The sequence below is a fragment of the Microcoleus anatoxicus genome (assembly GCF_042465725.1).
Classification (GTDB): Bacteria; Cyanobacteriota; Cyanobacteriia; order Cyanobacteriales; family Microcoleaceae; genus Microcoleus; species Microcoleus anatoxicus.
Map to the genome: position 1 here is coordinate 2,694,214 of NZ_CP120853.1, position 22,863 is coordinate 2,717,076.

Consider the following 22,863-nt stretch of genomic DNA (forward strand, 5'->3'; position numbering starts at 1 on the left):
GATGGGGAATTCATCGGACTTGACACTCTCAGGTCTAAAGACGCTGAGATTCTTAAGAAATTTCGTTCTTAATATCCTGATTGCTCAGGTTCCCTTGCCTCACCACGTTTGCCTGTCCGGCGTGGTGATATCTTTTGGGCGTTTAGGTGTTGAACACCAGGTTTCGCGGAGTCCCCGCGTACCATTTTCAAAGCTCGATCTCCAATCGTTTTTGCAGCGCCAATATCGGCGTGTTCGTGATATCCACATTCTACACAGATGAATTTTTCACCATCTCTATTTGATTTGTCGATATGACCGCAATTCCTGCATTCTTGACTAGAATGTTTGGGATTAACTTTGATTACGATTTTTCCTTGCTTTGCAGCTAGATACTCAATCTTTAATCCCAAATCTCCCCAACTTGCATCGGAGATAGCACGATTCAATCCGTTTTTTCTGGATTGCCCGTTCTTCAGAAACCTTCCAGTTTTCTCATCACTTTTTACCTTGCATCGACGCATCATCCCAGAGATATTTAAATCTTCTATGGCAATCACATCGACGTTACGAGATACTATTAAATTCGCAGCTTTCCATTGATATGCTTGACGCTTATCGCTAATTTTTTGATGGAACTTTCCAACTTGAATAGCTGCTTTTTTGCGGTTTTTACTCCCCTTAGTTTTCCGACTAACCCGTCTTTGCCTGATTTTTAGAGTCCGCTTAGCCTTTTTATTCGTTGAAAGCTTGGGATTTTTAATTTGGTATCCATCAGAAAGATGAACCAGTTTAGTGATTCCCAAATCGCCACCTATTACTTTGGGGTTATCGCCAACAGCAGTAGCACTGTATTCGGGTACGGATTTATCCTCTATTCTAATAGAAACATACCAGCCATTCTGGCGTTTTCTAACCGCGCAAGCCTTGATGGTAAACCCATCTGGGATTGAGCGAGAGTTGTAAAACCGCATCCAACCCAGTTTTGGTAGGTAAATTTTATTACCCTTGATTTTTACTCCCATTACGAAAGTAAAGGATGTGAAATTGCTGCGGTTTTTGAATTTCGGGAATCCCCTGCCTTCAAAGAAGTTTTTGTAGGCAATGTCTAAGCGTTTGACATTCTGTTGTAAAACTGTTGAGTCAATTCCACTATACCAAGGTCTAGCCATTTTTAACTCAGGTAATGCTGTAATCTGAATGTCACCAGCACTTCGACGCGGATTTCTAGCTTTGCCCTCTTTGTCAAGCTTAGAGTCTTTCCAAGGATTTCCAGTTGCGCCACTTTTACTTACGAAACAGGTCAATGGTGAAGCTTCGCCTTTCGTTCTAATGTCACAGTAATCGCCTTGGATAAACTGCTGGCTGTACTGACAGATTCTGTCACCCAAGCACCAATTATACTGGCTTCGCAGCATATCTATCCAAGCAGACATTTTCGATGATTGTGTTCGATTGGGGCGCAACTTATAAACATAGTTTGTCAACAATCTTCCTCACCTCCTTGCTTACATCTTAACGTCTTTCTCTGCTTTTAAATGTTACGAATTAAGAAAGATTCAAGGCGGTTGAAACCGCCCGTGCCGCTTGCATCTCAGGTCTAAAGACTCAGAGTTTTCCGCTTGCCGAATGTTTTTTTATAAATTGGAGAACCTATTTCTTTCGCCGTACTCGCAGTTGACAAATATAGCAACCGCTTTCGTCGGTTAGAACACAAAGTCCGGTAGGGGTCATTTATGAACCCTACCTTGTGCTAACCCGACGCTCATCTTTCAGATAGAGCGCGGGACTTCCCGCGAGTTAGTTAAAATTCGCTTCATTTTTCCTATCCGTCACCCACCAATGCTTCCAGTTCAGCTAACAGCTTCTCTAGTTTCTTTTGCTTTTTGGGGTCATCCCAAACCTTAGACTTTTTCACTCTGCCATAAGCTGCATCTACGCGACTTTTAAGCGATCGATCCGGTGCCGTCGCCTCCCCCGTATTTTTCGCTTTTAAATCGGCAATGCGCTGTTTGATTTGGGTCAGAGAGAGGTCGAGATCGATCGCCTCCTCTAGTAATTGGGAGCGCTCTGAGCTATCCTTAACTCGGGCGATCGCTCTGGCTTTGGTATTGGGAAACTTCACTCAGTTTATAGACACTTATCCTCATCTATACTCATTTATCCTTAATAGGCCAACCCCCGATCGGCTCTTCGATCGCGTCAGTTTTTGTCCTTTCTGTCAGAGCGCTGCGGGCGCTCTAACATTTCCATCTCTATGTCTGGTACTCTTACCGTCAAAACCTTATCCGATATTCTTGCCGTTAGTCCCAACATCTGCCATAGTTTTATTAGTACAACAGTAAGACAGATGAGGCTAGTAGAGAAACATATTATTGACAAACATCACGGCTTTTATGCTGAGTGCGCTCGCTTGTGCTTTCTGTCTAAGAATCTGTTCAACTACGCCAATTATCTGATTCGGCAATCTTTCATCTTTGAGGCCAAATACCTTAACTACAACGCTATGGTGAAGTTGTGTCAGGGAACGGCTGATTATACGGCACTGCCAGCTAAGGTTAGCCAACAGACTTTAATGAGATTGCACGAAAGTTGGATCTCGTTTTTTGAGGCGAGTAAGAAGTATACGAATTGTCCGCAGAAGTTTCTTGGGCGTCCCAAGCTTCCTCAGTACAAACATAAAACTGATGGTCAATTCGTTGTTACTTACACATCTCAGGCAATTAGCCAGCAATGGCTCAAAAAAGGAGTAGTTCATCTTTCCCAAACAGACATTTTTTTGACAACTCGGGTTAGTGAAATTCAACAGGTACGAATTGTACCATTACCTTTTCACTATGCGCTCGAGGTAGTATATGAAGCTGTTGTCCAAACACAGCAAGGGAATGAGGAAACTATTGCAGGTATTGATATCGGGTTAAATAACCTTGCAGCACTTAGTTCAAATGTTTTGGGGTTGAAACCATTAATCATTAATGGAAGACCTCTTAAAGCTCTTAATGCTTATTACAACAAGAAAAAAGCTCAACTGCAATCTCAGCTCAAAAGAGAGAAGCACACATCCAACAGAATCAAACAACTGACCCAGAAACGCAACTGCAAAGTTGATAATTACCTGCACAACGCTAGCCGATTTATCATCAATCACTTGGCAGCCAACCAGATAGGGACACTGGTGATTGGAAAAAATGAGGGCTGGAAACAGGAAATCAACATCGGCAAGCGTAACAATCAGAACTTTGTCAGTATTCCTCACGCTCGATTTATTGAGATGCTGAAGTACAAAGCTTCCTTAGCAGGAATTAAAGTAGTAATTACTGAAGAAAGCTACACCAGCAAATGTTCTTTCCTCGATTTCGAGCCGCTGGGCAAGCAACAGAGCTACAAAGGAAGAAGAATAAAGCGAGGATTGTTCAGAGCGAGTGATGGGCAATTAATCAACGCCGATATGAATGGTAGTCTAAACATAATTAGAAAAGCATTCGGGAATGAGGCATTTGCTTCGGACTCGATACAGGACTTAGTAGTAAGTCCAGTAAGGGTAACGCCTTACAAACAAGTAGTTTAGGCAGATGACTATATTTGTCTATTCAACTTGGAACTATACTCAATCCGTCCTTTCCGCAGCGCTCCAATCACATCATCTGGCAGGTTCAGCAACGGGAGGCGATTGGTTCGGAAACTCTCTGGAGTGTACTTCCCGACGAGTGCAAATATATCGCTTACTATTTTCCACTCCGAGCTGTGGATAACGTTATCCACACCGGCGCGTTCCGGGTGCGCGGCCGCTCCGAGCAAAGCAATAACTGACGAAGAGGTAGAGTTCAATTTCATTGCCAGCAATTGCAAAATCCCCTCGGTTTCCTCAATCGCATTCAAATCTTCCCGCTGCAAGTTCTCCAGCAGTGCAATTTGCAGGGCCTCTGCGTCTGTCAGTTCCCGAATCACAACAGGAATCTCAGTCAAGCCTAACGACGACGCGGCTCGATAGCGCCGTTCTCCCGCTACCAATTCGTACTTGTTGCCATCTATGGGGCGTACCAGGAGCGGTTGCAGAAACCCGGACGAACGCCACCCGGATATAATAAAACTGCGCCAACTGCATCAAGAATGCGATCGAGCCGTATCATAAAACATTAAACGCCTACGGTTGGACAGACATCCCCACCGACTGTGAATTCATCCTCGACTACGAAGAAGAAGAAAGCGAAGGAATTAGCAAACGCCAGAAGAAAAAACCTTGGCGTTTCCCACTCTGGCCTATAACGGCATTTTCAGCGAACCTATTGGCGAACTCGCCATTACAGAAATACCCTTAAATTTGGTAGTAATCGATTTAGAAAAAATAGAGGTTCAACAATGGATAACTTAACGGATAATCCAACCACATACCGAGAAATTGTCAAACAGGTAATCGGGAAATATGCCCAATTAAAGCCTTCTCACGGAGAGATCCGACTTGATCCCGTGTTTGACGAAACTCACGATCGCTACGCCTTGATGCAAGTTGGTTGGGATCGGGGGCGGCGAATCAGAGGAAACCTCATTTATATCACGTTGGAAGCTGGTAAAATCTACATTGAATATGACGGTATGGAATGCGGCATTACCCAATATTTAATTGAGGAAGGCATTCCTCAAAACGATATCATCTTAGCTTTTCTGTCACCCGATCAAGTCCTTGTTACCGCATAAAACAATGCCGATCGATTCCTGGTACAGTAAATCCACAATCTATGGGGATAGCTCTAATTTTATTTTCTAACTTAGAAAAAGCTTATAAAAATATCAAAAAAGAAGGAGAAAAACTGTCGTTGGAAGACCCTGGATACCTGCGAACAGTTAATCTTGTCACTACTTATGAAGAATTGATGAAGCCGAATTCGTATAACACCAGCACTCAAGTGCTGACAGTCAAACCTTATACAGTGATTACTACAGGTCAGCGTTTTATTGGCAAAAAAACAAAGATTCAATTAGGAAACCTTCATACAGCCGTGCAAGCTACGATTCAAAAAAAAAGATTCCTTTGATACAAGTAAGGAATCATTTAGGGATTAAAGTTTGGACTAATTGTTAAACAATCTAATTAAAGGTAAAGGCATATAATGAATATCAATGCAACCCCAACAACCCCCGCCGAAGTCCGCCAACACCTAATCGACGCCTTACAACTCGACCTGATCGGCCCCATCCCCGACGACGAAGCCCACGCCGCAGAAATCATCAACCAACCCCCTTCCCGCTGGTATCTCAGCGGTTTTCTCGTACCCTGGTTTGCCAAGATTAGAGGCATACGGAGCGATGAAAACGGCGAGTGTTTCCACTCGATCGATTTTAGCAAGCAGACCGATCGAAACTTTGCCGTTATTTCTCAGTATTTTGCTTTAAAACCGCCTCAATTTCCGCCAGCTTTTGGCGCAAAACCTCCTGCAACTCCACAAGTTGGTCAACCTCAGCTTGCTCCAACACTTGAGGTGAGAGCTTTTTCAAATTAAGAGCTGCCAACTTAACCTGCTTGAATTGGCGGGCTGCCCCTGGGAAATCATCCAGATTAGAATTGATAATTTCTTGCACCAATTTACGAGTTTGAGTCACCGACAATTTCTCGGCAATAACTCGATCGGTTGCTTGAACTCTAATCGGCTGCGCTTCTTCCTCTGGCAAGACTAAATTTTTAGCAGAGAGTTTAGAAAGAGCCATTGCATGAACCCCTTTAAGTCCTAATTGCCTGATAGCAGTCTTAAGGTCATCAGCCAAAGACAGCATCGGGAAAATGTTGGCATCGATAGAAGCGGGATTGAGCTGCAAATCCAACAGTGTCCGCAAAACGGCCAACTCTTGTTCATCCAAACCCAAAGCGGCCAAACCCTGTTGCTGCTCGTCAGGTGCCACCGTCACCAACTCGGAAACCAAGTTCATCCGTTTTTGCGCGTTCAAGCGTCGCACCACTGTCGAGAGAATGCGGGGGATAGTTGCAGCTTCCAAACCCGTATTTTCAGACAACTCCCGCACAATAGCTTCTGCTTTATCGAGGGGATTGAGATCTTCCCGGTGCAGGGAAGTCAGCAGTGCTTTGCGGTGCAAAGCCGCGGGTTCTGGAACGATCACAGCTTGTAAAGTTTCCCAGCCCAGATTTTTAGCGCTGCGCCAGCGCCGCTCTCCATCGAATATCACCAAATCCCCCCGTTGAATCAAGATAATGGGTTGCAGTTGTCCGTCACTAGCGAGGGAACGGGACATGGACTCGATACTTTCTGGCAAAAATGTCTGTCTGGGTTGCTCTGGATTGGGCACAATTCGATCGAGCGAAATGGAGAGGATACCGCTTGCGGACTCTAGTTGTTCTCGCAAGGAGGCCAGCGGATTTTCCAATTCGGTCGATCCCGATTTTCGCAGTTCTTCAATCTCTGCTTTGAGTTGCTGAATCTCTGTTTCAGCTTCAGAGAGGTGCATTGACTGCTTGGCCGATGAAAAATAATTTCCTAGGTCTGGAGCTTTACGGGTAGCCATAGCGATTTAAGAATGAAGTGTGGAAATAGCATTCAGGGAAACGAAGAACTTGTTTTTATGCGAAAGCAAGTTGCGAAATAAGCAGACTGCTGGGATAGGCCGCAGCAAGAGAAACGAAGAACTTGTTTTTATGCGAAAGCAAGTTGCGAAATAAGCAGATTGGTGGGATAGGCCGCAGTAAGAGAAACGAAAAACTCGTTTTTATGCGAAAGCAAGTTGCGATCGCGAATCAAACACTATTTCTTTTTTTTCCCTTTTTTGGCAACAGCCGGCTCGACCCCATTTCCCATTAAAGTAGCTAACTGTTTAACAATCTCTTTGAAGTCGCCTAAAGCTGGGTGAAGCGGGCGATAAAGGTGTAATGGCAACCCTTGACCGCTGGCATTGACAAATTCTGCACTGTCTCGAATAGGTGGAAAAACGCGGATATTCATCTGCTCTAGCTGGGCTGGCAAGGACTCTAAAAGTTGTCGGTGGACGGCTCGTTTCGTATCGTATTGGTTGGGTACAAACCCTAAAATTTCTGGTTGCGGCTTGAGGCGTAATTGTTTGCAATGGTGGTAGTACCACTCCAGCAGGTGAGCTGCTCCTTGAATTGATTTTGGTTCGAGCTGTACGGGCACTATTATATGAGTGCAAGCAGTTAGTGCCATCAAGGGCAAGGGGCCGAGGGTAGCGGGGCAGTCGAAGATAATTAGGTCGTGATCCATTGGATAGTCGCTCAGGCAATCGCCTAGAAGATAAGCGCCACGCTTGTGCAGAACTAACTCGTCTGCTGTTTGCGTCAGCGTCATTCCGCCTTGACAAACGGTTACATTATTGGTGTGGGGACTCCAGCTAGGAGTAAGAGGCCAAGAGCCATTGAAGCTTTCTCGCATTATGGCGGACAGTGTGTGTTCTGGCTCAGGCGGATTTAGACCGCAAAAAAGGGTCAGGGAGCCTTGGGGGTCGAGATCCATAATGGCTACTTTCAAACCCCTTAACCCCAGTTCGTAGGCGAGGTGAACTGAAAGTGTGGTTTTGCCAGTGCCGCCAGCATTGCTGATGACTGCTAGTCGAATTTGCATGGTTTTGAATTAAGTAGATGATTTAAGTATCATATATCGAGAGTCGGCATCAGATATCGATATATGAGAGCATCGCGGTAAACCACCGTTGGGCCCCACGTTGAAACAGCAAGTTAATATTTAGTCGATCGAGCAGAATCTCGTCAAGTTTAGTACAAGAGAAGACAGTTGAAAAGGATGTTCGTTCGATCGCTCGATTGAAACCGAACTTCATATATCAATATCTGAGCTACGTTATAACCGCCGAGTTAACTTTGAAAACCATCTTGGGATGATGATCGTACAATCTACCGAAATGCAATCAAACTTCATATATCAATATCTGAGCTAAGCGAGCGCGATCCAACTTTCTCTTAAGAGATGCTAGCAGATGCCAGAACCGTTTCGCAGTGGGCAAGCAGCAATTGGTTTGAAAGCTTTACACGCTGTTCCTATTTTTGTCGAAGGTCAATTTTGGGGGATGGTGGCTTTTGACGACTGCCGGAAAGCAAAGCATCAAGGTTTGGCTGAACTGGCGATGCGTGAAAACGGCGACTGTTTGTATTGGTAGTGCCATTGAACGCGATCGTACCCAAGCAGCAATCCGGGAGTGTCTAAAAAGAACGAGTCGCCGAACAAGAAGCGCAAAACCGTTTATTGGAGAATCGCGATCGCCGAACAAGAAGCTACGGCCAAAGCTGTCAACGCCTCACTAACTTTGGAAAACTTCGATGAAGCGGTCAATACCACTTGGCAAATTCTTGGGGAAGGAGCGGGTTGCGATCCGATTAATATTCTAGAAAACTTCTTCGATATCACCCAACAGCTAAAGCAGGATTTTTCAAGTCTGCATTTTTATGACTCTCTGTGCGCGACGGAAGCTGCTTCGATCCGCAGCAGCAAGTGAGCGGATTTAGTTTGGGTGGAATGTGGCAGCGGGCAGAGTAGATTGGCGCTCAGCTAAAGCCGCAGGAGCCTCACGCTGTACCCTATACGGGTCAGCGTTGAGAGGAATGCGGGTCAAAGAGGGGGGTTCAACACCCCCTTCTTTGACAATTTCTTTTGTAATGTTCGTAGGAATTCTCTAAACACATCGCTTTGGGTTCGAGATGTTAACTCGCAATACTTGACCAGAACCTCTTTTTCTTCTGAAGTAAGCCTAAACGTTGTTGTTTCTGTTTGTTTCACGATTGTATTTACATTAAATATGCAGTACAATTGTCTCATGAAACTAGCCTACCAGTTCAAACTACTGCCAACGTCCGACCAAAGACGCCGTATGAGCAAATGGCTCGATATGCTACGGCATCAATACAATTTTTTGTTGGCAGACAGATTTGATTGGTTTGAAATGAACAGGTGTTCAGTTAATGCCTGTCCACTGGTATGCAGTATTGCATCCCCAAGGGAACATCCTGAGTATTACGGACAGAAACGCTCACTTGTGTCTCTCAAGACAGAAAGAGAATGGTACAAAGATATCCATGCCGATGTCTTGCAGGACATGGTGAAGCGAGTAGACCTGGCATTTGCTCGTTTTATCAAAGGTGATATCAATGGTAAGCGGAGCGGGAAGCCTCGATTTAAAGGCAAAAACCGCTATCGCACTTTCGCTTATCAGCGAGTGAAGTCTGACTGCATCCAAGGGAATCGAATTGAACTTCCCAAGCTAGGAAAAATCAAATTCATTCAACATCGCCCTATTCCTGACAGTTTTGTCATTAAGAGAGCATTGGTTACTCTCAAAGCAGATGGTTGGTATGCGACACTGACTCTAGAAGATGCATCAGTCCCTGACACTCCTACTATTGGCATTGAACCGACTGAAACTAACAGTATTGGCGTTGACGCGGGATTGGAATATTTTGCCGTCTGCTCAGACGGCACGATGGTAGAACCTCCTAAATTTTATCGGCAAGCCGAAGAGAAATTAGCCAAACTGCAAACCAAAAGAGAGCTAAGAAAAAAAGGTTCTACTGCACGTCGCAAACTTGGGTCACGCATTGCAAAGTTACATCAACAGGTAGCTAGACAACGCAAACAATGGCATTTTGAGCTTGCAGGTGAGTTGGTCAACAAGGCTGAGGTTATCTTTGTAGAAGACCTTAAAGTTTCCAATATGGCAAAACGCAACAAACCCAAGCAAGATGAATCGGGTAAGTTTTTGCCTAATGGTCAATCCGCAAAGTCCGGGTTGAACAAGAGTTTTGCTGATGCGGGGATAGCTGGGTTCTTGAACGAAATCCTTCCGTACAAGGCCCAAAGAGCTGGGCGGTTGGTCGTGAAAGTTAATCCTGCTGGAACATCTCAACATTGTGCAATGTGCCTCAACAGAGTTTCAAAGGAGTTAAGTGATAGGTGGCATGAATGCTCTTGTGGTACATCCATGCCTCGTGACCTGAACTCTGGAATTCTAATAAAGAAAGTGGGGTTGGGCGTTCGCCTCACTATAAAACGCGAATCCGGGAATTCTCGGAGGAGAAGCCCACACTCTAGTCTTTGATTGAGTGTGGGAGTACGTCACTTGGAGATTCAGAGCGAACTGGGAGGGGGAACAAAGGTTATTATTGTTGTATCTGTTAGGATTATCCCAATTTAGTAAAAACAGGAGTGCGAGCCGGAGTTCTCTTTCGCGAGATAGAAATACAAGCGAGCAGGATGCTTGCACTCCTAAAAAACGCTCTTAGGTTAAAACACTGACTGAGAAAATTCAGGTAAATGGCAATGTGTTTATCTAAATCTAAGTATAAAGTTAGAACGACGGAGTGAAAGGTGGAACTATGTCTTATAGCGAATTTTCCCTAGATGATATTAAAAATAAACTCGGATTGACAATTCGAGAAGTCTCTGAAGTTATTACGGCTGTAGAACCGATCGAACCCAGTCAGCTTTTAAAGGAAACCTTAGCAGAAAATATCCCCTTAGCATTGGGAATCGACACGGAAAAAGCGCGCTCTGAGATGATAGTCGCTCCGGTATTGATTGAACTCCGCAGGCGCTGCGATCGTCAAATCAGCCTCTTTTCCGGTACGGAATTCAATATCGATCGAGTCAAAGGACTCAACGGTGTCTGTGACTTTATGATTAGCCATTCACCAGAACAATTATCTTTAAACGCCCCTGTGTTTACACTTGTCGAAGCCAAGAATGACAATATCAAATCTGGAATTGCCCAGTGCATTGCTGAAATGTTGGCAGCCCAGATGTTTAATCTTCAAAAAAACAACAGTATTTCTTGTGTTTATGGTGCCGTAACAACCGGCAGTATTTGGAAGTTTATGAAACTCGAAAAAAGTACGGTTTATATTGAAACAACAGAGCATTTTATTGAAAATATTCAACTAATTCTAGGTATTTTAATGCAAATTGTTCAGTTGACTCGCCCAACCCTTCCGTGTTTATGAACTCCTAAAATTTTACAGTCTATGACTTCCTGATTTTGATAAAATAAAAGTCTGGGAAACCACACTAAATTCCAGTGGTTCGTGCAGCCGGAATGTTCCGAGTGTTGGGATTTTGATTGTATTCCCAGCACGAGCGTAAAACTTTTCCGTTTATCGCACAAGCGACGCTCTGTTGAACGGTTGACTGGCTTCAGTTTTCTTCATGCTCTCTGACTGAAATGGACTGCCGAAATTCATATATCGATATCTGAGGTACTGGTTCTAAACAGGGAGGTGGATTAAATAAAAAATTCTCTGGACAATACCGGATAATACCTCAGTTAACTTTGAGAACTGTCTTGGGATTTGGCGATCGTACAATCTGCAGAAAAGCACTTCTGAGTCAAATCGCTGATAATATCTAAGCTCATATTATCAACTAATTTAGTCAGAGCCACAGCAAGAGGCTTCTGCGACAGGGGAATTCGCTCAATCAACAGCCTTACCGCTTGCTCGTCTCCACAAGCGGCTGCTTTATAAAGCTTCTCAATCAACTCCCGCGGCAACACAGATAGCGACTCAGAAGTCAGTTGCACAACAGGCTCATCCTGTTCGGACTTCCTCGGCGACTCCTCTTGATAGATATAGCGAACACCCAAAGGTCGCGCCATCTTCTCAAAAATTACTGCCTCTCGGAACGGTTTGGCAACAAAGTCATCGAAGCCTTTCGACATGGCGATTTCCTGGGTTTTAACAAAAGCATTAGCGCTCAAAGCAATAACCAAAGGTCGCGCCATCTTCTCAAAAATTACTGTTTCTCGGAACGGTTTGGCAACAAAATCATCAAAGCCATTCGACAAGGCAAGTTCCTGGGTTTTAACAAAAGCATTAGCGCTCAAAGCAATAATTTTAGTGTTAGAACCGTCAGGCAAAGCTCTAATTTTTTGAGTAGCTTGAAAACCGTCTAAAACAGGCATCCTCAAATCCATCCAAATTAAATGCGGCTTGTACTTTCGCCACAACTTAACCGCCTCAATTCCGTGAAGTCGGTTTCGGGTACAACTGCCACAATCAGCCAATTTAAGCCATTCGAGTTTTCAAAAGGTCTGACTTGCAGTAAGTATAGTGAGTTGCTGGCAGTAAAGTTAAGATTTTGGCTGCTGTTAATAGCAGCGAGGCTGCCATAATGTTTAAGCAAATACTCTGTTGAAAGCCGGATTACTTTTTGTTGCAGAGTTCGGGCGCGAATTCGCTGCTGGGAGTCAGCAGAAATAGACGGTTTTAGTTCAGTTACCTCGTTCCGAGCAACTAAGTGTCCCGAACGGTCTAAGATAAAGGCTTGACAGTTAGGGCTGATGTGGAAATCGTGCAAGTTGAATGTTGAGGTTGGGGTGGGAAAAGCAGAATTTGTTTTTTGTTGACGGAATATTGTTTTTGGAGAGTCTGACCCATTTCTTTTCCCATTTGGTTTGATTGTGACTCCGGCTGTTTGACTTGGGCGAAGTTGGTTCACCGAACCAGTTTGCATTTTATTATAATTCCCTTCTCCTTTCCCAACCCCTTCTTTTAAGTAGTTATCAAGGCGGTCAGATATGCGGCTCGTTGCTTCTCCCAATAGCTGTGCAACTAAGTCATTCATTGTTTGCCGCCCTGTTTGAAAAGAAAGCCATCCGGTCAGATATATGGGTTCTATAATACCAGAAGTAGAGGTCGCCTTTTAAACGGAAGGAGCTTGAACTGGATTGAGGAGTGCTGCTGCAACAACGATGTAGTGCCCGTGCATTGCCCAGTGCAAGTTCGGTAGCAACTCGACTTCCTTTGATACTGGAGTATCATCGACCGCATAGATTTATTTACAAGCTTTTCAAAGCTCATAAGGGAGATCGCACTCATCATGGCTAAACTTGAGGAATTAAGCACAGGGGTTAAGCTCAAGGGAATTTTACCTAACACCACAGTCACGGTAGAGGTTGTTTCAAAGTGTGGAGACGATGCTGTCACAGTAATATATCGAACTGATGATAGCGGTCTTCTAGGAGATCGGGTACTCGATCGGTCAGATGAGCAAAATCTAGAGATTGTTCGCCAGAAATATGCTTGGCGATTCGATGCTGATGGGGCTTTATTTCGCCTAGTTTCGGAAGCCCTCCGAATTGACTTTGCCCATCTATTCGATCGATTCTTGGCTATTCATACATCACAAGTCGAGCCGTATCCCCACCAAATCACGGCAGTTTATGAAGAAATGCTACCACGTCAACCTTTGCGCTTCTTGCTGGCTGACGATCCAGGTGCAGGCAAAACCATCATGGCCGGGTTGTTGATTAAAGAGTTAATGATGCGCGGTGATTTGCAGCGTTGTTTAATTGTTGTTCCTGGTAACTTAGTAATTCAGTGGCAACGAGAACTCAAGGATAAATTTGAGCTAGATTTTGAAATTCTTAGTAACGACCACATCAAGACCACCCTCACAGAAAACGTTTTTGAAAAGATGCCCTTGGTCATTGCTAGGGTAGATAAATTAAAACGAGATAAATCGAGTCAAGAGAAAAAACTTCAAGAAAATATCAAGTCAATTGAATGGGACTTAATTATCTGCGATGAAGCTCACAAAATGTCTGCCTCTTTCTCCGGGGGTGATGTGAAGCTAACTAAACGTTACAAGCTTGGGCAGATCCTATCAGATAGTGAAACTACCCGCCATTTTTTATTGATGACTGCTACGCCTCATAACGGCAAAGAAGAAGATTTTCAACTGTTCATGGGCTGCTAGACGGCGATCGCTTCGAGGGCAAGTTTCGTAATGGCGTTCATTATGCAGACACCTCTGACATGATGCGACGGATGCTAAAAGAAGACTTAGTAGATTTGGAAGGCAAGCCTCTGTTGCCAGAACGTCTATCTTACTCTTTAGCTTATCATCTATCACATTTGGAAGACCTGCTTTATCAACAAGTGACTGAATATGTAGAGAAAGAATTCAATAGGGCTGATCAACTAGAGAAGGGACGCAAGACGAGCATCGGTTTTGCCCTAACGATTTTACAGCGACGACTGGCATCATCCCCAGAAGCAATTTACCAGTCTTTGCAAAGACGACGGGAGCGATTGGAAAATAAATTGCGTCAAAAAGAAGATTTACTGAAGATACCCACCTGTCCCAAATCAGAGAATTTAGAAGATTTACCAGTTGTTGAAATAGAAAATCTGGAAGATGAATTTGTAGATCAAGCTACGGCAGCTTCAACTATTGCGGAACTTCGAGCTGAAATTGATAAGCTAGAAAAATTGGTACAATTGGCACAAGAAGTACGAAAAAGTGGTACTGATACAAAATGGGAAGAGCTTTCTAAGCTATTTAAAAATAATCCAGAAATGTTTAATTCTCAGGGACAAAGGCGCAAAATTATTGTGTTTACTGAACATCGCGCTACCTTGGACTATTTGGTACTCCGTGTCAGGGGAATCATAGGCGAAAAAGCAGTTGCTACGATTCATGGCGGTATCAAACAAGAGGATCGCCAGAAAATACAGGTCGCATTTAACCAAAATCCTACGGTGCAAGTTTTAGTGGCTAATGATGCTGCGGGAGAAGGGATTAACCTCCATGAATCTTGCCATTTAATGATTAATTATGATTTGCCCTGGAATCCCAATCGACTAGAACAGCGATTTGGGCGCATTCACCGGATTGGTCAAACAGAAATATGCCATCTCTGGAATTTGGTAGCAGTGGATACACGAGAGGGAAAAGTGTTCCAAAGGGTGCTGGAAAAATTAGAAGTGGCGCGAAAAGCATTAGGAGGTAAAGTTTTTGATGTCTTAGGAGAGGCGATCGATGGTAAACAACTAGGGGAACTTTTAATTGAGGCTATCCGCTATGGTGATCGACCCGACAAGCAAGCGAAACTAGAGCAAGATATTGAGGACAAACTTAATCTAGAGCACCTTCAAAAGATCCTAGAAAAACGGTCACTTTATCATAACTTAATGGACACTTCTAAGCTGCGTCAAATTTATGAAAATATTGAACGCGCAGAAGTGCATAAGCTACAACCCCACTTTATAGTAGACTTTTTTGTAGCAGCCGAAAGGCTGCTTGGTGGTAACATACAGGGAGGTGAATCGGGACGTTATGAAGTGACTTTTATTCCAGTTAGTCTCCGCAACCGATTATCTAAGCGTTACCGCCACATTTGTTTTGAGAAAACTCAGGCTAATCTGCGGGATAAACCATCTGCTGAGTTTATCTATCCCGGTCATCCACTCTTAAATCACACAATAGATTTAATTTTGGAACCCTATCGTGCTTTATTAAAACAAGGCTGTATCCTTGTGGATGAGAATGACTTGAGTGAACGAGTTCGCATTTTAGTCTACCTAGAACATTCTATTCAAGATGCTCGTAAGGACAAGTCTGGCAATTTCAGAGTTGTATCTAGGCAGATGCAGTATGTTGAGATTGACTCAGAAGGTCAGGCTAAAAATGCAGGTTACGCACCTTATTTAGATTACCGACCTTTGCAGCAATCTGAACAATCTCTGGTACCCCAGATATTAAACATTTTGATGAATCAATCTTTAATCCTACAGAAAGGGATTGAGGAACAAGCGCGAGATTATGCCATTCAACACCTAGTTCCCCTGCATAAAGGGGAAGTGCAACAGCAGCGGACGGAGCGGATTAATAAGACAATAGAAGCTGTAAAAGAGCGACTGACTACAGAAATTAACTACTGTGAGAAGCAAGCCGAAAAATTTCTGCTAAAAATTGGGGTGCAGGCGACTGCACAACTCAATTACGATCGTGCTCGTCGGAGAGCAGAAGAACTAAAAGCACGCCGGGAAAAGCGACTGGCAGAGTTAGAGCAAGAGCGTAATATATCAGCTAAATCGCCAGTGGTTTTGGGCGGTGCATTGATTGTACCTGTGGCTTTGATCCAGCATTTGAAAGGGGAAATTCAACAAACTCCAGGTAATTTCGCTGAAGAAAAACAGCAAGTAGAGAAGCTGGCTATGGAAGCAGTGATGGCGGCGGAACGAAAGCAGGGATTTGAGCCAAGCGATGTAAGTGCTGACAAGTGCGGTTACGATATTGAATCGCGCATCCCCGGCACGAATCGGCTGCGTTTTATTGAAGTCAAAGGTCGAATTCGGGGTGCGAGTACGGTGACAGTCACAAAAAATGAAATCATTACAGCTTTGAATAAACCTGATAGTTATATCTTGGCTTTGGTGGAAGTTTCTGAGTCAACACAGTTATCTCTGAATGATTGTACTTTGCGTTATGTTCAGCGTCCATTTCAGCAAAAGCCAGATTTTGCAGTGACAAGCGTAAATTATAACTGGTCGGAACTTTGGGTTCAAGGAAAAGTGATGTAGACTAATACTGTAAAGTTGAATATATTTCTACCAATTATCAAAAAGTCCCCGAAATATTCATAAGATTTTCAGATACTTAAGAGTAACACTAAGGTTGTATTCAGCTTTCTTGTCGCTAGGATTTAAGTGCAAAGCTTTCCTATAATCTATTTGAGCACTCTGATAGTCTTGGATATAAAAATAAGCATTTCCCCGACTGCGATAGAAGTCGGACATATTAGGATTAATATTCAAAGCTTGATTGTAACATTCAATAGCAGCATGATGATTATCTTGAGCTGTAAACTCGATTCCCTGTTTATAATAGTCCATAGCAATTAACTCCGATCGTGAATATTTATTGTATATAATTTTTTTGGGTTTAGCTTTTGCAGATGGTTGATAAGCAAATTGAGTAAGTTTTACTGGAGAAGGTTGTTGAGTGAAAGCTTGTCCAAGTAACCTTTTAAATTCAGGCTCAGCGAGTAACTCTAGTTGAGCAGGATCTTCTAATGTAACTTGAGTAAAGCAACGTTTTTTAGCTTGGTAAATATCCAAAATACCAGTAATTTTTATAAATTGACCTTTCCAAGCTTTTAATTCTTCTGGTTTTATTCCTTGAATTTGGGCGAATTTGTACAAACCTTGTCCCGAAATTACTATTCTAAAACTCCCATCTTTGCAGCTTGAAGATGTAGGATTATCAAAATTAATAGAAAAAGACTGATGATGAATATTTTTAATATTATGAATCGTGCTAAATGCTCGACCTACAACGGTAATTGTTTTTCCCTTTTGCTTCAGCAACTCTGGTACATTATCGGCTGCAAAAACTTTTGATTGTGAAGGTGGTACAGTAGCAGTAGGCTGTATTTGGACTCTGGGAACACCCGGAAAAATATCGACTCCTTGTTGGGCAGCCCGATCGCACCAATAGCATTTACCATAACTTTTGTTGTAGTAATGGTTGGTAATCTGGTCACACTCGGTTAAATCAGCGATCGCACTTCCAGTGCTTTGTACCACTCCCCAGCAGTTGGTCGCAAATGTGGTTTTGTATGCCCATCATTAAAGCATCTGAGAAAGCATCGCTGAATCTCAGGATGCACAATATCTAAGGGGATTGTCAATGGCCCAGGCTGGATCAGGCTGTTTGGGGCATAAGGCCAAAATCCTTGGCGAATTAGTTCACTCGGTGCCGGCGAATCTCCTTCTTCTACCCATTTTCCTTTAAACGGCTCAGCGCCAAACAGCAACAGGTAAACAATTACTGCCAATCGAAAACGGTCGTGGACTTCTGTTTGATCTGTAATATGAAAATCTTTTTCTAACAGTTCTACAGGGGTGAAGCCTTCTGTACCTACCAGGCAGCGATACACCTCGCCTGTATTAGGATGGCGAACCTGAAAAGAATCTGTATCAATAATCGAAGGTAAAGTACGATTATTAACCAGAATATTTTGTGGTTTAATGTCACCTAAGACATAACCTTTGTCATGAATTAATTGAATAAATGAGGCAATATTTAGCGCTGTCGTGTAGAGGAACTTCCAGTCAACCTCAAGCTTCAGCATCTTACGACGCTGTGGATTATACACATCTAGTAATTCTTTTGCATCTTTGATCTCTGGCATTAAAAAGCCTAACACTGAACCATTCCGATCTGTCAGTAGTTCCTGGGGCCAAGCAAAAGAAATATGATTGAGATGTGAGTTAAGCTCTTTGGGTGGGTTCGCTACCATGACTTCCAGCTTCTTAACCCGCTCGTGGTGTGAAGAGTGATAAATCTTGGCTAGATAGCCATTGCGATCGGTTTTCCAAACTGTTCCTTCACCACTGCTGGCTATTTGTTCAACTAGAGCGATCGATTGACCTGTACTGGCACAAATAAGAACTGTCATTTCACTTTACTATCGTCATAGAGGCACAAAAGCAAGGTTTTATCGTCGTCAGTTTTAGCATTTAGCCTTTCAGAGTCAAGGAAATTTTTAATATATTCGTCTTCCTGCTCTGGATGACTGGTTTCTACCATATATTCTTCTAGTGGCTGGAAAAAAGGGGGGAAAGGTGTCCAGTCACTCATCCGAATTGCTACTCGCTCCAGTCCATCTGTTGATGCACAAATGAACTTTTGCTGACCTGGTAGAACACGCACACGCATCTCATTTAAGGCATTTGCCGAGGTTACAAATGTTGTCTCATTGATGAATTCTCCTTTATCTGGGGTAAAAAGTAGTTGATCTTCTCCTTCCCGAAGACGCGCCACTATGAATCCATCTCCAATTTGCATGGCAGCAACCCAATTCGGAGTAGCCAAAAATACTAATAAAGTACAAGCTAAATCATTAACTGAGTAATCACTACTGGCTGCTTGTTCTTGCAAAGCTTTTACTACTTTGTTTAAAATAATGGTAAAGAATTTTCCAGCTTGTTCATCAGGGAGAAGTTTAGCGGGCCAATGCAATTCAACGTTGCACTGGCGTAACCTTAAGAGTTCATCAAGCGCTGTCTTAACCGTCAACTTTGCACCAACATCAGAATGTTTGGCGCTGCCAGACCCATCCGCAACAGCTCCCAAGATCACCTTGTTGGAGATGATAAATTGTCCGTAATCTTGGCAGGGTAGCTGCTGTTTTTTGTGGCTAGTTCCTGTTGCGGAACGTGCGATCGCTTTCCAATCCACGAAATATCCTCAGTATCTAGGTAGTAATTTGACCCCATCCGACAGGTGGCAACGCAACAGCCACTCCTATCTTCTCACTCGAAACCCGTTTCATCGAGGTACTCAGCCACACAAACAGAGAGCGAAAATCTAGACCATTCAGCATTATAGGTGGACGTTCTGGCGGGGCAATTTGTGCGAGAATTTTCGTATCTGCGTCCTTCACGCCAACCGCAAAGAAACAGAGTCGGCGCTTTGCCTCATCCTCCTGTACGCGCTGCGCTGCCAATGGCCAGCAGGTGTCAGTCGGCGCTCCATCTGTAATTAAGAAGATCCAAGGGCGATAATACTGAATACCGTTGGCTTTGTAAGTCTCCTTGCGGGCTTCGAGTCGATCCAAAGCGCAATCAATAGCCTCACCTATTGGAGTTTTGCCACTAGCCTCCAGTCGTGGCGGTGTGAAGTGGTCAATGGTTACGAAGTCTTGCACTAGGCGCACTGGGCCGAAGGTGATCATTGCTACCTCGACACTCAGGGAGGCTTTCGTATCTTTCAGTACGTCCTCCTTAAAAGCCGCAATCCCTCGATTCAACTCCTGAATCGGCTCTCCCGCCATAGAGCCAGATGTATCGAGCAACAGGAGAACGGGGCACCGATTTTCCGGGTTCTCAACAAATTCAGGCAATCCTACAGGCATCCACTACCCCCACCAGAGCAATTTTAGTGATGGTTTCATTTTACACTACGCATGGGCAACACCAGCGCACTACCTTTAGGCAAGAGTCCAATAGTGACCTCAAAGGTAGTGCCGATCAGCAATTTAGGTGAATTAGCAGAGAACATGACTAATTCTTGTCCATCAAGCAGGACAATAGGACTGCCGTCGAATATTGAACCAGTGCCGCTAACAAAACCCACCTCAAAAGTCAATGTTTTCTGCCTCCATTTTGGAGCGCTAAAGTCAACATCTTTCAAGTCATTGTACTTCTGTCCAATCAGTTCAGCTCTGTCAAACTGAAAGGTTTGCAATTGCTGGCAAATTTCATCCGTAAACAAATTGAGAACCAATGCTGCTTTAGGTGTTTGGTTTTGGGACTCAAGCCAAGTATAATCAGCAGGAGCTACAATGCGTGAACTGACATCTTTGGTGCGACCAAGACCATCGCGGTAGGTTAAGTCTAAACTGTCGATGTCGTTGACATTTTCGCAAAACTTCTTCTCAAGAATTCCCACCAGTTTGTCGCTGGGTTCAATTCATATTTAATACCTTTGCTGTCTAACAATTCTTTCCAATGTCCAGACTAACCAACTGGCTGGCTTCTATATCCTGACAGTCTTACCGCTGCCGTCCAATTCAAATTCCTTGGGACGCTCAGAATTGACTTTTATTGCTTCGTGCATGGTCGCTCGTACTCTATCAGGGTAAATTCAATCGATTGAAGGCAAAATTGACCATTGGCAGGCTTGAATGCAAAGTTGCTTCATATTTAATACCTTTGCTGTCTAACAATTCTTTCCAATGTCCAGCTAAGTCTTTGCCAACTGGCTGTCGCTTCTTATCCCTGACAGTCTTACCGCTGCCGTCCAATTCAAATTCCTCGAAAGGGACGCTCAGAACGTAAGTGTCTTTTGGCATTGCTTCGTGCAGTCGCTCGTACTCAGGTTCAAGGGTGAATTCAATCAGCAATTGGCGAGAAAGTTCCTTACAAGCTTTGCGAGGGACTTCTAAGTTGGGATTTGCGGTTTCGACGTGCCACATCGCACTAGCAGCTAAAAATCGTTCTTCAGGGTCAGTCCAAGCTTCGGTCACATCGGCTCTTAAGCTCTCGTATAACTTGCTGACGGCTTCTTTAATTGCCTTAGAATCGCCGCCGCACTCCAAGTGGATTTCGCCCATCCTTTCTCGATAGCGTTCCTTAATATCTTGTGCCCACCTGACATAATATTTCTCCCATTTTTCTCGCTCATCTAAGTCAGAAGGAGACTCGAACAGGTAGCGAAATTCGTCGCGGTGGCGGCTTTTTAGACGAGTCGGTTCCCACTCTGGATTAACAGCCTCCTTAGCAATGCAATTGATAGCGGTGCCGTCTCCTATAGGTAATGGCACGGTTTTGTAAAGCCTGGGGTCGTCTTTGTAGTCAAATAGGTAGCTTGGGTGCTGTTCTGACCACTGCTTAGCCTTGGACAGCAGGGTGGGGTGGTGGTCTTCGGTACGAGTAGCACTTTTGGGGCTGTCCACTTCAATTTGCAGGGCATCAAACAGCTTTCCAAGAAGCTTCCGCTTCTGTTGATTGAATAAACTTTCTGGCTGTCCTGGTTCTGCTGCTGACGATTGCACTCTCCCGATTAAGGTAGCCACCCAGCCGATTTTATTTTGGGCGATCGCTACGGCAATTTGCCGCAATTTGGTATACTTGCGATCGCCATTACTATCGATAGCTTTAGTGTAGTCAACTTTCTCTCGCTTCTCAACTGCATCGTACTCATTCTCTTGATTAGCGTGCCTGGTTTCAGAGGCAATATTCGGCATCCGAGAAGCAGGCGTAACTACCAGTTGGTCGCCGTCAAAATCGCACTGGTGGTGCTGCATGGCTTGGTCGGAGCGAATGAAAACGCACCCTTTGTACTGCGTTAATTCAGGATGGTTTTTGTTGTCTACTGTGTAGCGGCGGATGTTATCTTTACTGACAATTGGGTATCGGGTAACGATAACTTCTGTGCCGTGCCGCAAGTGGGGGGCAACAATTGTACCGGGTTTGAGGTTTTCACAAGGTTGAGCCATTGCTGAACCGTGATGAATTGCTCCCTTAATTGCTAAGTCTTTCCACTTTTTAGCCAGTTGTTCTTGCATGAAATCGACGACTTTGGGAAAGTCGAGGAGTTGACCGAGTTTGTCGTTCCTCAAAATTGAAATTAGCCGGGATTCGTTGCGTTGGGCTTTTTCATCTGTTTCATCTTCTAATCCGCTGCTGTCTTCGTGAAGGCTAGATTGAAAAGCAGCTTTTTTGTCGTGCTGTTCGACTAAGTATTTGGCAAGTTGCAGCCGGTTGTTTTGCAAGTCAGCTAGCTTTTGGGCTTCAACTTTAGTTGGTGTGGCTATGTCAGCCTGAATAGCTGCTTCGGAATACCAAATCGAAAATTGCCAGGAATTTTCGTATTCAGTTACTTTGGCGTTGCCTCGATTTCCCAGTATAGCTTTGGGAAATTCGTAGTCGCCACAGGGGATAAGTTCAGCTAATTGCAATGCGGCAACTCCTTTGATAGAGGAGCGATCCATAATGATATCATAACCCAAGTCGGAGGTTAAATTAGCATCAGGCAACAGCGTTCCTTTGGCAAGAAAGCTAATTTCTGGAGTGTGGCAGTCTTCTTGTTCCCATTCCTGCATCCAGGCAAATCTGAATTGAAAAGGTCGGTTATAATTCCCTCCAAATTGTTGGGCTAGTGCCGGTGAAATTTTACCGTGACAGTCTCCGGTTTGCCACTTACGAGCTTTCGCTTTTTCACTAGAGTCATCGCTTTGAGAATCAACAATTTTGACTCGCAAGGTTTCGTCGTCAAGGGAGCTATCTAACAATTTGGCTCCTTGGTTGCAACTGCTAACTAGCAGTGAACCGTAGCGACAGGCGTGGTCGGGTTGAGTTTTGAATAAGCTCAACAGTTTGGTTGAGAGTTCTTTGTCTGCAAAGTACACATTTTTGCCAGAGCTGAAAGCCACTCTTCTGGTAATACCATCTCCGAAATCGATGTTTTTCAGAGGGTCGAAGCTGCTATCATTTGGGTCGGGTTTAACGATGCTTAGGGATGCTAATTCTTCAGGTTCAAAAAGCAGTTCAAGCAGGGAGTTACGCAGCACTTCTGATTCAGCTTGGTACCGCCCCTTTGCTCTACCGTCAGTCAAGGACATATCAAAGACTGG

23 protein-coding genes are annotated in these 22,863 nt (G+C 44.0%); 10 read left to right on the top strand and 13 right to left on the bottom strand.

The genetic code is table 11. The features are described 5' to 3' along the window. Positions 1 to 68: 68 nt before the first annotated feature. Together P2A85_RS11715 and P2A85_RS11720 are read right to left on the bottom strand one after the other, a co-directional pair. On the bottom strand, positions 69 to 1,415 hold the full coding sequence (locus tag P2A85_RS11715; protein WP_377480041.1) for an RNA-guided endonuclease InsQ/TnpB family protein: 1,347 nt from the start codon (positions 1,413 to 1,415) through the stop codon (positions 69 to 71). A gap of 389 nt (positions 1,416 to 1,804) precedes the next feature. Further along, complete coding sequence (locus tag P2A85_RS11720; RefSeq protein ID WP_377480044.1) at positions 1,805 to 2,104, bottom strand: hypothetical protein; 300 nt, start codon at positions 2,102 to 2,104, stop codon at positions 1,805 to 1,807. A 225-nt stretch (positions 2,105 to 2,329) separates the two neighbouring features. On the opposite strand from P2A85_RS11720, the gene P2A85_RS11725 reads away from it, so the two are divergent. Beyond that, the gene (locus tag P2A85_RS11725) at positions 2,330 to 3,547 is read left to right on the top strand and encodes an RNA-guided endonuclease InsQ/TnpB family protein (protein WP_377481440.1); all 1,218 of its coding nucleotides are present in this window, start codon (positions 2,330 to 2,332) and stop codon (positions 3,545 to 3,547) included. A gap of 8 nt (positions 3,548 to 3,555) precedes the next feature. On the opposite strand, the gene P2A85_RS11730 is transcribed toward P2A85_RS11725, so the two are convergent. Continuing rightward, complete coding sequence (locus P2A85_RS11730; RefSeq protein WP_377481443.1) at positions 3,556 to 4,065, bottom strand: ParB/RepB/Spo0J family partition protein; 510 nt, start codon at positions 4,063 to 4,065, stop codon at positions 3,556 to 3,558. A gap of 154 nt (positions 4,066 to 4,219) precedes the next feature. On the opposite strand from P2A85_RS11730, the gene P2A85_RS11735 reads away from it, so the two are divergent. From P2A85_RS11735 to P2A85_RS11745, 3 genes are read left to right on the top strand one after another with little or no spacing between them, the layout of a single operon-like run. Beyond that, a complete protein-coding gene (locus P2A85_RS11735) occupies positions 4,220 to 4,351 on the top strand; it encodes a hypothetical protein (protein WP_333337224.1) in 132 nt (43 codons plus the stop codon). Further along, positions 4,339 to 4,674: a XisI protein gene (locus P2A85_RS11740; protein ID WP_377480046.1), complete on the top strand. Its 336-nt coding sequence runs from the start codon at positions 4,339 to 4,341 to the stop codon at positions 4,672 to 4,674. The genes P2A85_RS11735 and P2A85_RS11740 overlap by 13 nt, the downstream gene beginning before the upstream one ends. A gap of 41 nt (positions 4,675 to 4,715) precedes the next feature. After that, a complete protein-coding gene (locus P2A85_RS11745) occupies positions 4,716 to 5,012 on the top strand; it encodes a hypothetical protein (protein WP_377480050.1) in 297 nt (98 codons plus the stop codon). A 334-nt stretch (positions 5,013 to 5,346) separates the two neighbouring features. On the opposite strand, the gene P2A85_RS11750 is transcribed toward P2A85_RS11745, so the two are convergent. Beyond that, a complete protein-coding gene (locus P2A85_RS11750) occupies positions 5,347 to 6,492 on the bottom strand; it encodes a ParB/RepB/Spo0J family partition protein (protein ID WP_377480053.1) in 1,146 nt (381 codons plus the stop codon). A gap of 236 nt (positions 6,493 to 6,728) precedes the next feature. After that, positions 6,729 to 7,559, bottom strand: coding sequence for a ParA family protein (locus P2A85_RS11755; protein WP_377480056.1), 831 nt, complete (start codon positions 7,557 to 7,559; stop codon positions 6,729 to 6,731). Positions 7,560 to 7,929: 370 nt separating this feature from the next. Between P2A85_RS11755 and P2A85_RS11760 the strand changes: the two genes are divergently transcribed. The 4 genes from P2A85_RS11760 (at position 7,930) to P2A85_RS11775 (ending at position 10,942) form a co-directional block, all read left to right on the top strand. Beyond that, positions 7,930 to 8,109: a hypothetical protein gene (locus P2A85_RS11760; RefSeq protein WP_333078137.1), complete on the top strand. Its 180-nt coding sequence runs from the start codon at positions 7,930 to 7,932 to the stop codon at positions 8,107 to 8,109. A gap of 39 nt (positions 8,110 to 8,148) precedes the next feature. Beyond that, a complete protein-coding gene (locus P2A85_RS11765; protein ID WP_377480059.1) occupies positions 8,149 to 8,445 on the top strand; it encodes a hypothetical protein in 297 nt (98 codons plus the stop codon). Between the two features lie 318 nt (positions 8,446 to 8,763). Then, a complete protein-coding gene (locus P2A85_RS11770; RefSeq protein ID WP_333236872.1) occupies positions 8,764 to 10,041 on the top strand; it encodes a transposase in 1,278 nt (425 codons plus the stop codon). A 277-nt stretch (positions 10,042 to 10,318) separates the two neighbouring features. Further along, positions 10,319 to 10,942, top strand: coding sequence for a hypothetical protein (locus P2A85_RS11775; protein WP_106331512.1), 624 nt, complete (start codon positions 10,319 to 10,321; stop codon positions 10,940 to 10,942). A 320-nt stretch (positions 10,943 to 11,262) separates the two neighbouring features. On the opposite strand, the gene P2A85_RS11780 is transcribed toward P2A85_RS11775, so the two are convergent. After that, positions 11,263 to 11,910, bottom strand: a complete 648-nt coding sequence (locus P2A85_RS11780) for a response regulator (protein WP_377481446.1) — start codon at positions 11,908 to 11,910, stop codon at positions 11,263 to 11,265. A gap of 5 nt (positions 11,911 to 11,915) precedes the next feature. After that, positions 11,916 to 12,560 carry a hypothetical protein gene (locus P2A85_RS11785; RefSeq protein ID WP_377480062.1) on the bottom strand — a complete coding sequence of 215 codons (645 nt, stop codon included), beginning with the start codon at positions 12,558 to 12,560 and terminating at the stop codon, positions 11,916 to 11,918. A gap of 255 nt (positions 12,561 to 12,815) precedes the next feature. Here P2A85_RS11785 and P2A85_RS11790 point away from each other — a divergent pair, with 255 nt between their 5' ends. Further along, a complete protein-coding gene (locus tag P2A85_RS11790) occupies positions 12,816 to 13,694 on the top strand; it encodes a DEAD/DEAH box helicase (protein ID WP_377480065.1) in 879 nt (292 codons plus the stop codon). A gap of 71 nt (positions 13,695 to 13,765) precedes the next feature. Then, entirely contained in the window at positions 13,766 to 16,303 is a 2,538-nt protein-coding gene (locus P2A85_RS11795) for a helicase-related protein (RefSeq protein WP_377480068.1), read from the top strand. A gap of 57 nt (positions 16,304 to 16,360) precedes the next feature. Here P2A85_RS11795 and P2A85_RS11800 read toward each other — a convergent pair whose 3' ends face one another. The 6 genes from P2A85_RS11800 to P2A85_RS11825 form a co-directional block, all read right to left on the bottom strand. Continuing rightward, a complete protein-coding gene (locus P2A85_RS11800; RefSeq protein WP_377480071.1) occupies positions 16,361 to 17,308 on the bottom strand; it encodes a tetratricopeptide repeat protein in 948 nt (315 codons plus the stop codon). Then, on the bottom strand, positions 17,272 to 18,183 hold the full coding sequence (locus tag P2A85_RS11805; RefSeq protein WP_377480074.1) for a helix-hairpin-helix domain-containing protein: 912 nt from the start codon (positions 18,181 to 18,183) through the stop codon (positions 17,272 to 17,274). Before P2A85_RS11805 ends, P2A85_RS11800 begins: the two co-directional genes overlap by 37 nt. Beyond that, entirely contained in the window at positions 18,180 to 18,965 is a 786-nt protein-coding gene (locus P2A85_RS11810; RefSeq protein WP_377480077.1) for a PP2C family serine/threonine-protein phosphatase, read from the bottom strand. Before P2A85_RS11810 ends, P2A85_RS11805 begins: the two co-directional genes overlap by 4 nt. 16 nt (positions 18,966 to 18,981) lie before the next feature. Further along, positions 18,982 to 19,641, bottom strand: coding sequence for a VWA domain-containing protein (locus tag P2A85_RS11815; protein WP_377480080.1), 660 nt, complete (start codon positions 19,639 to 19,641; stop codon positions 18,982 to 18,984). A gap of 35 nt (positions 19,642 to 19,676) precedes the next feature. After that, positions 19,677 to 20,177, bottom strand: coding sequence for a hypothetical protein (locus P2A85_RS11820; RefSeq protein WP_377480083.1), 501 nt, complete (start codon positions 20,175 to 20,177; stop codon positions 19,677 to 19,679). A gap of 184 nt (positions 20,178 to 20,361) precedes the next feature. Beyond that, the gene (locus tag P2A85_RS11825; RefSeq protein ID WP_377480086.1) at positions 20,362 to 22,851 is read right to left on the bottom strand and encodes a hypothetical protein; all 2,490 of its coding nucleotides are present in this window, start codon (positions 22,849 to 22,851) and stop codon (positions 20,362 to 20,364) included. Positions 22,852 to 22,863: the final 12 nt, after the last annotated feature.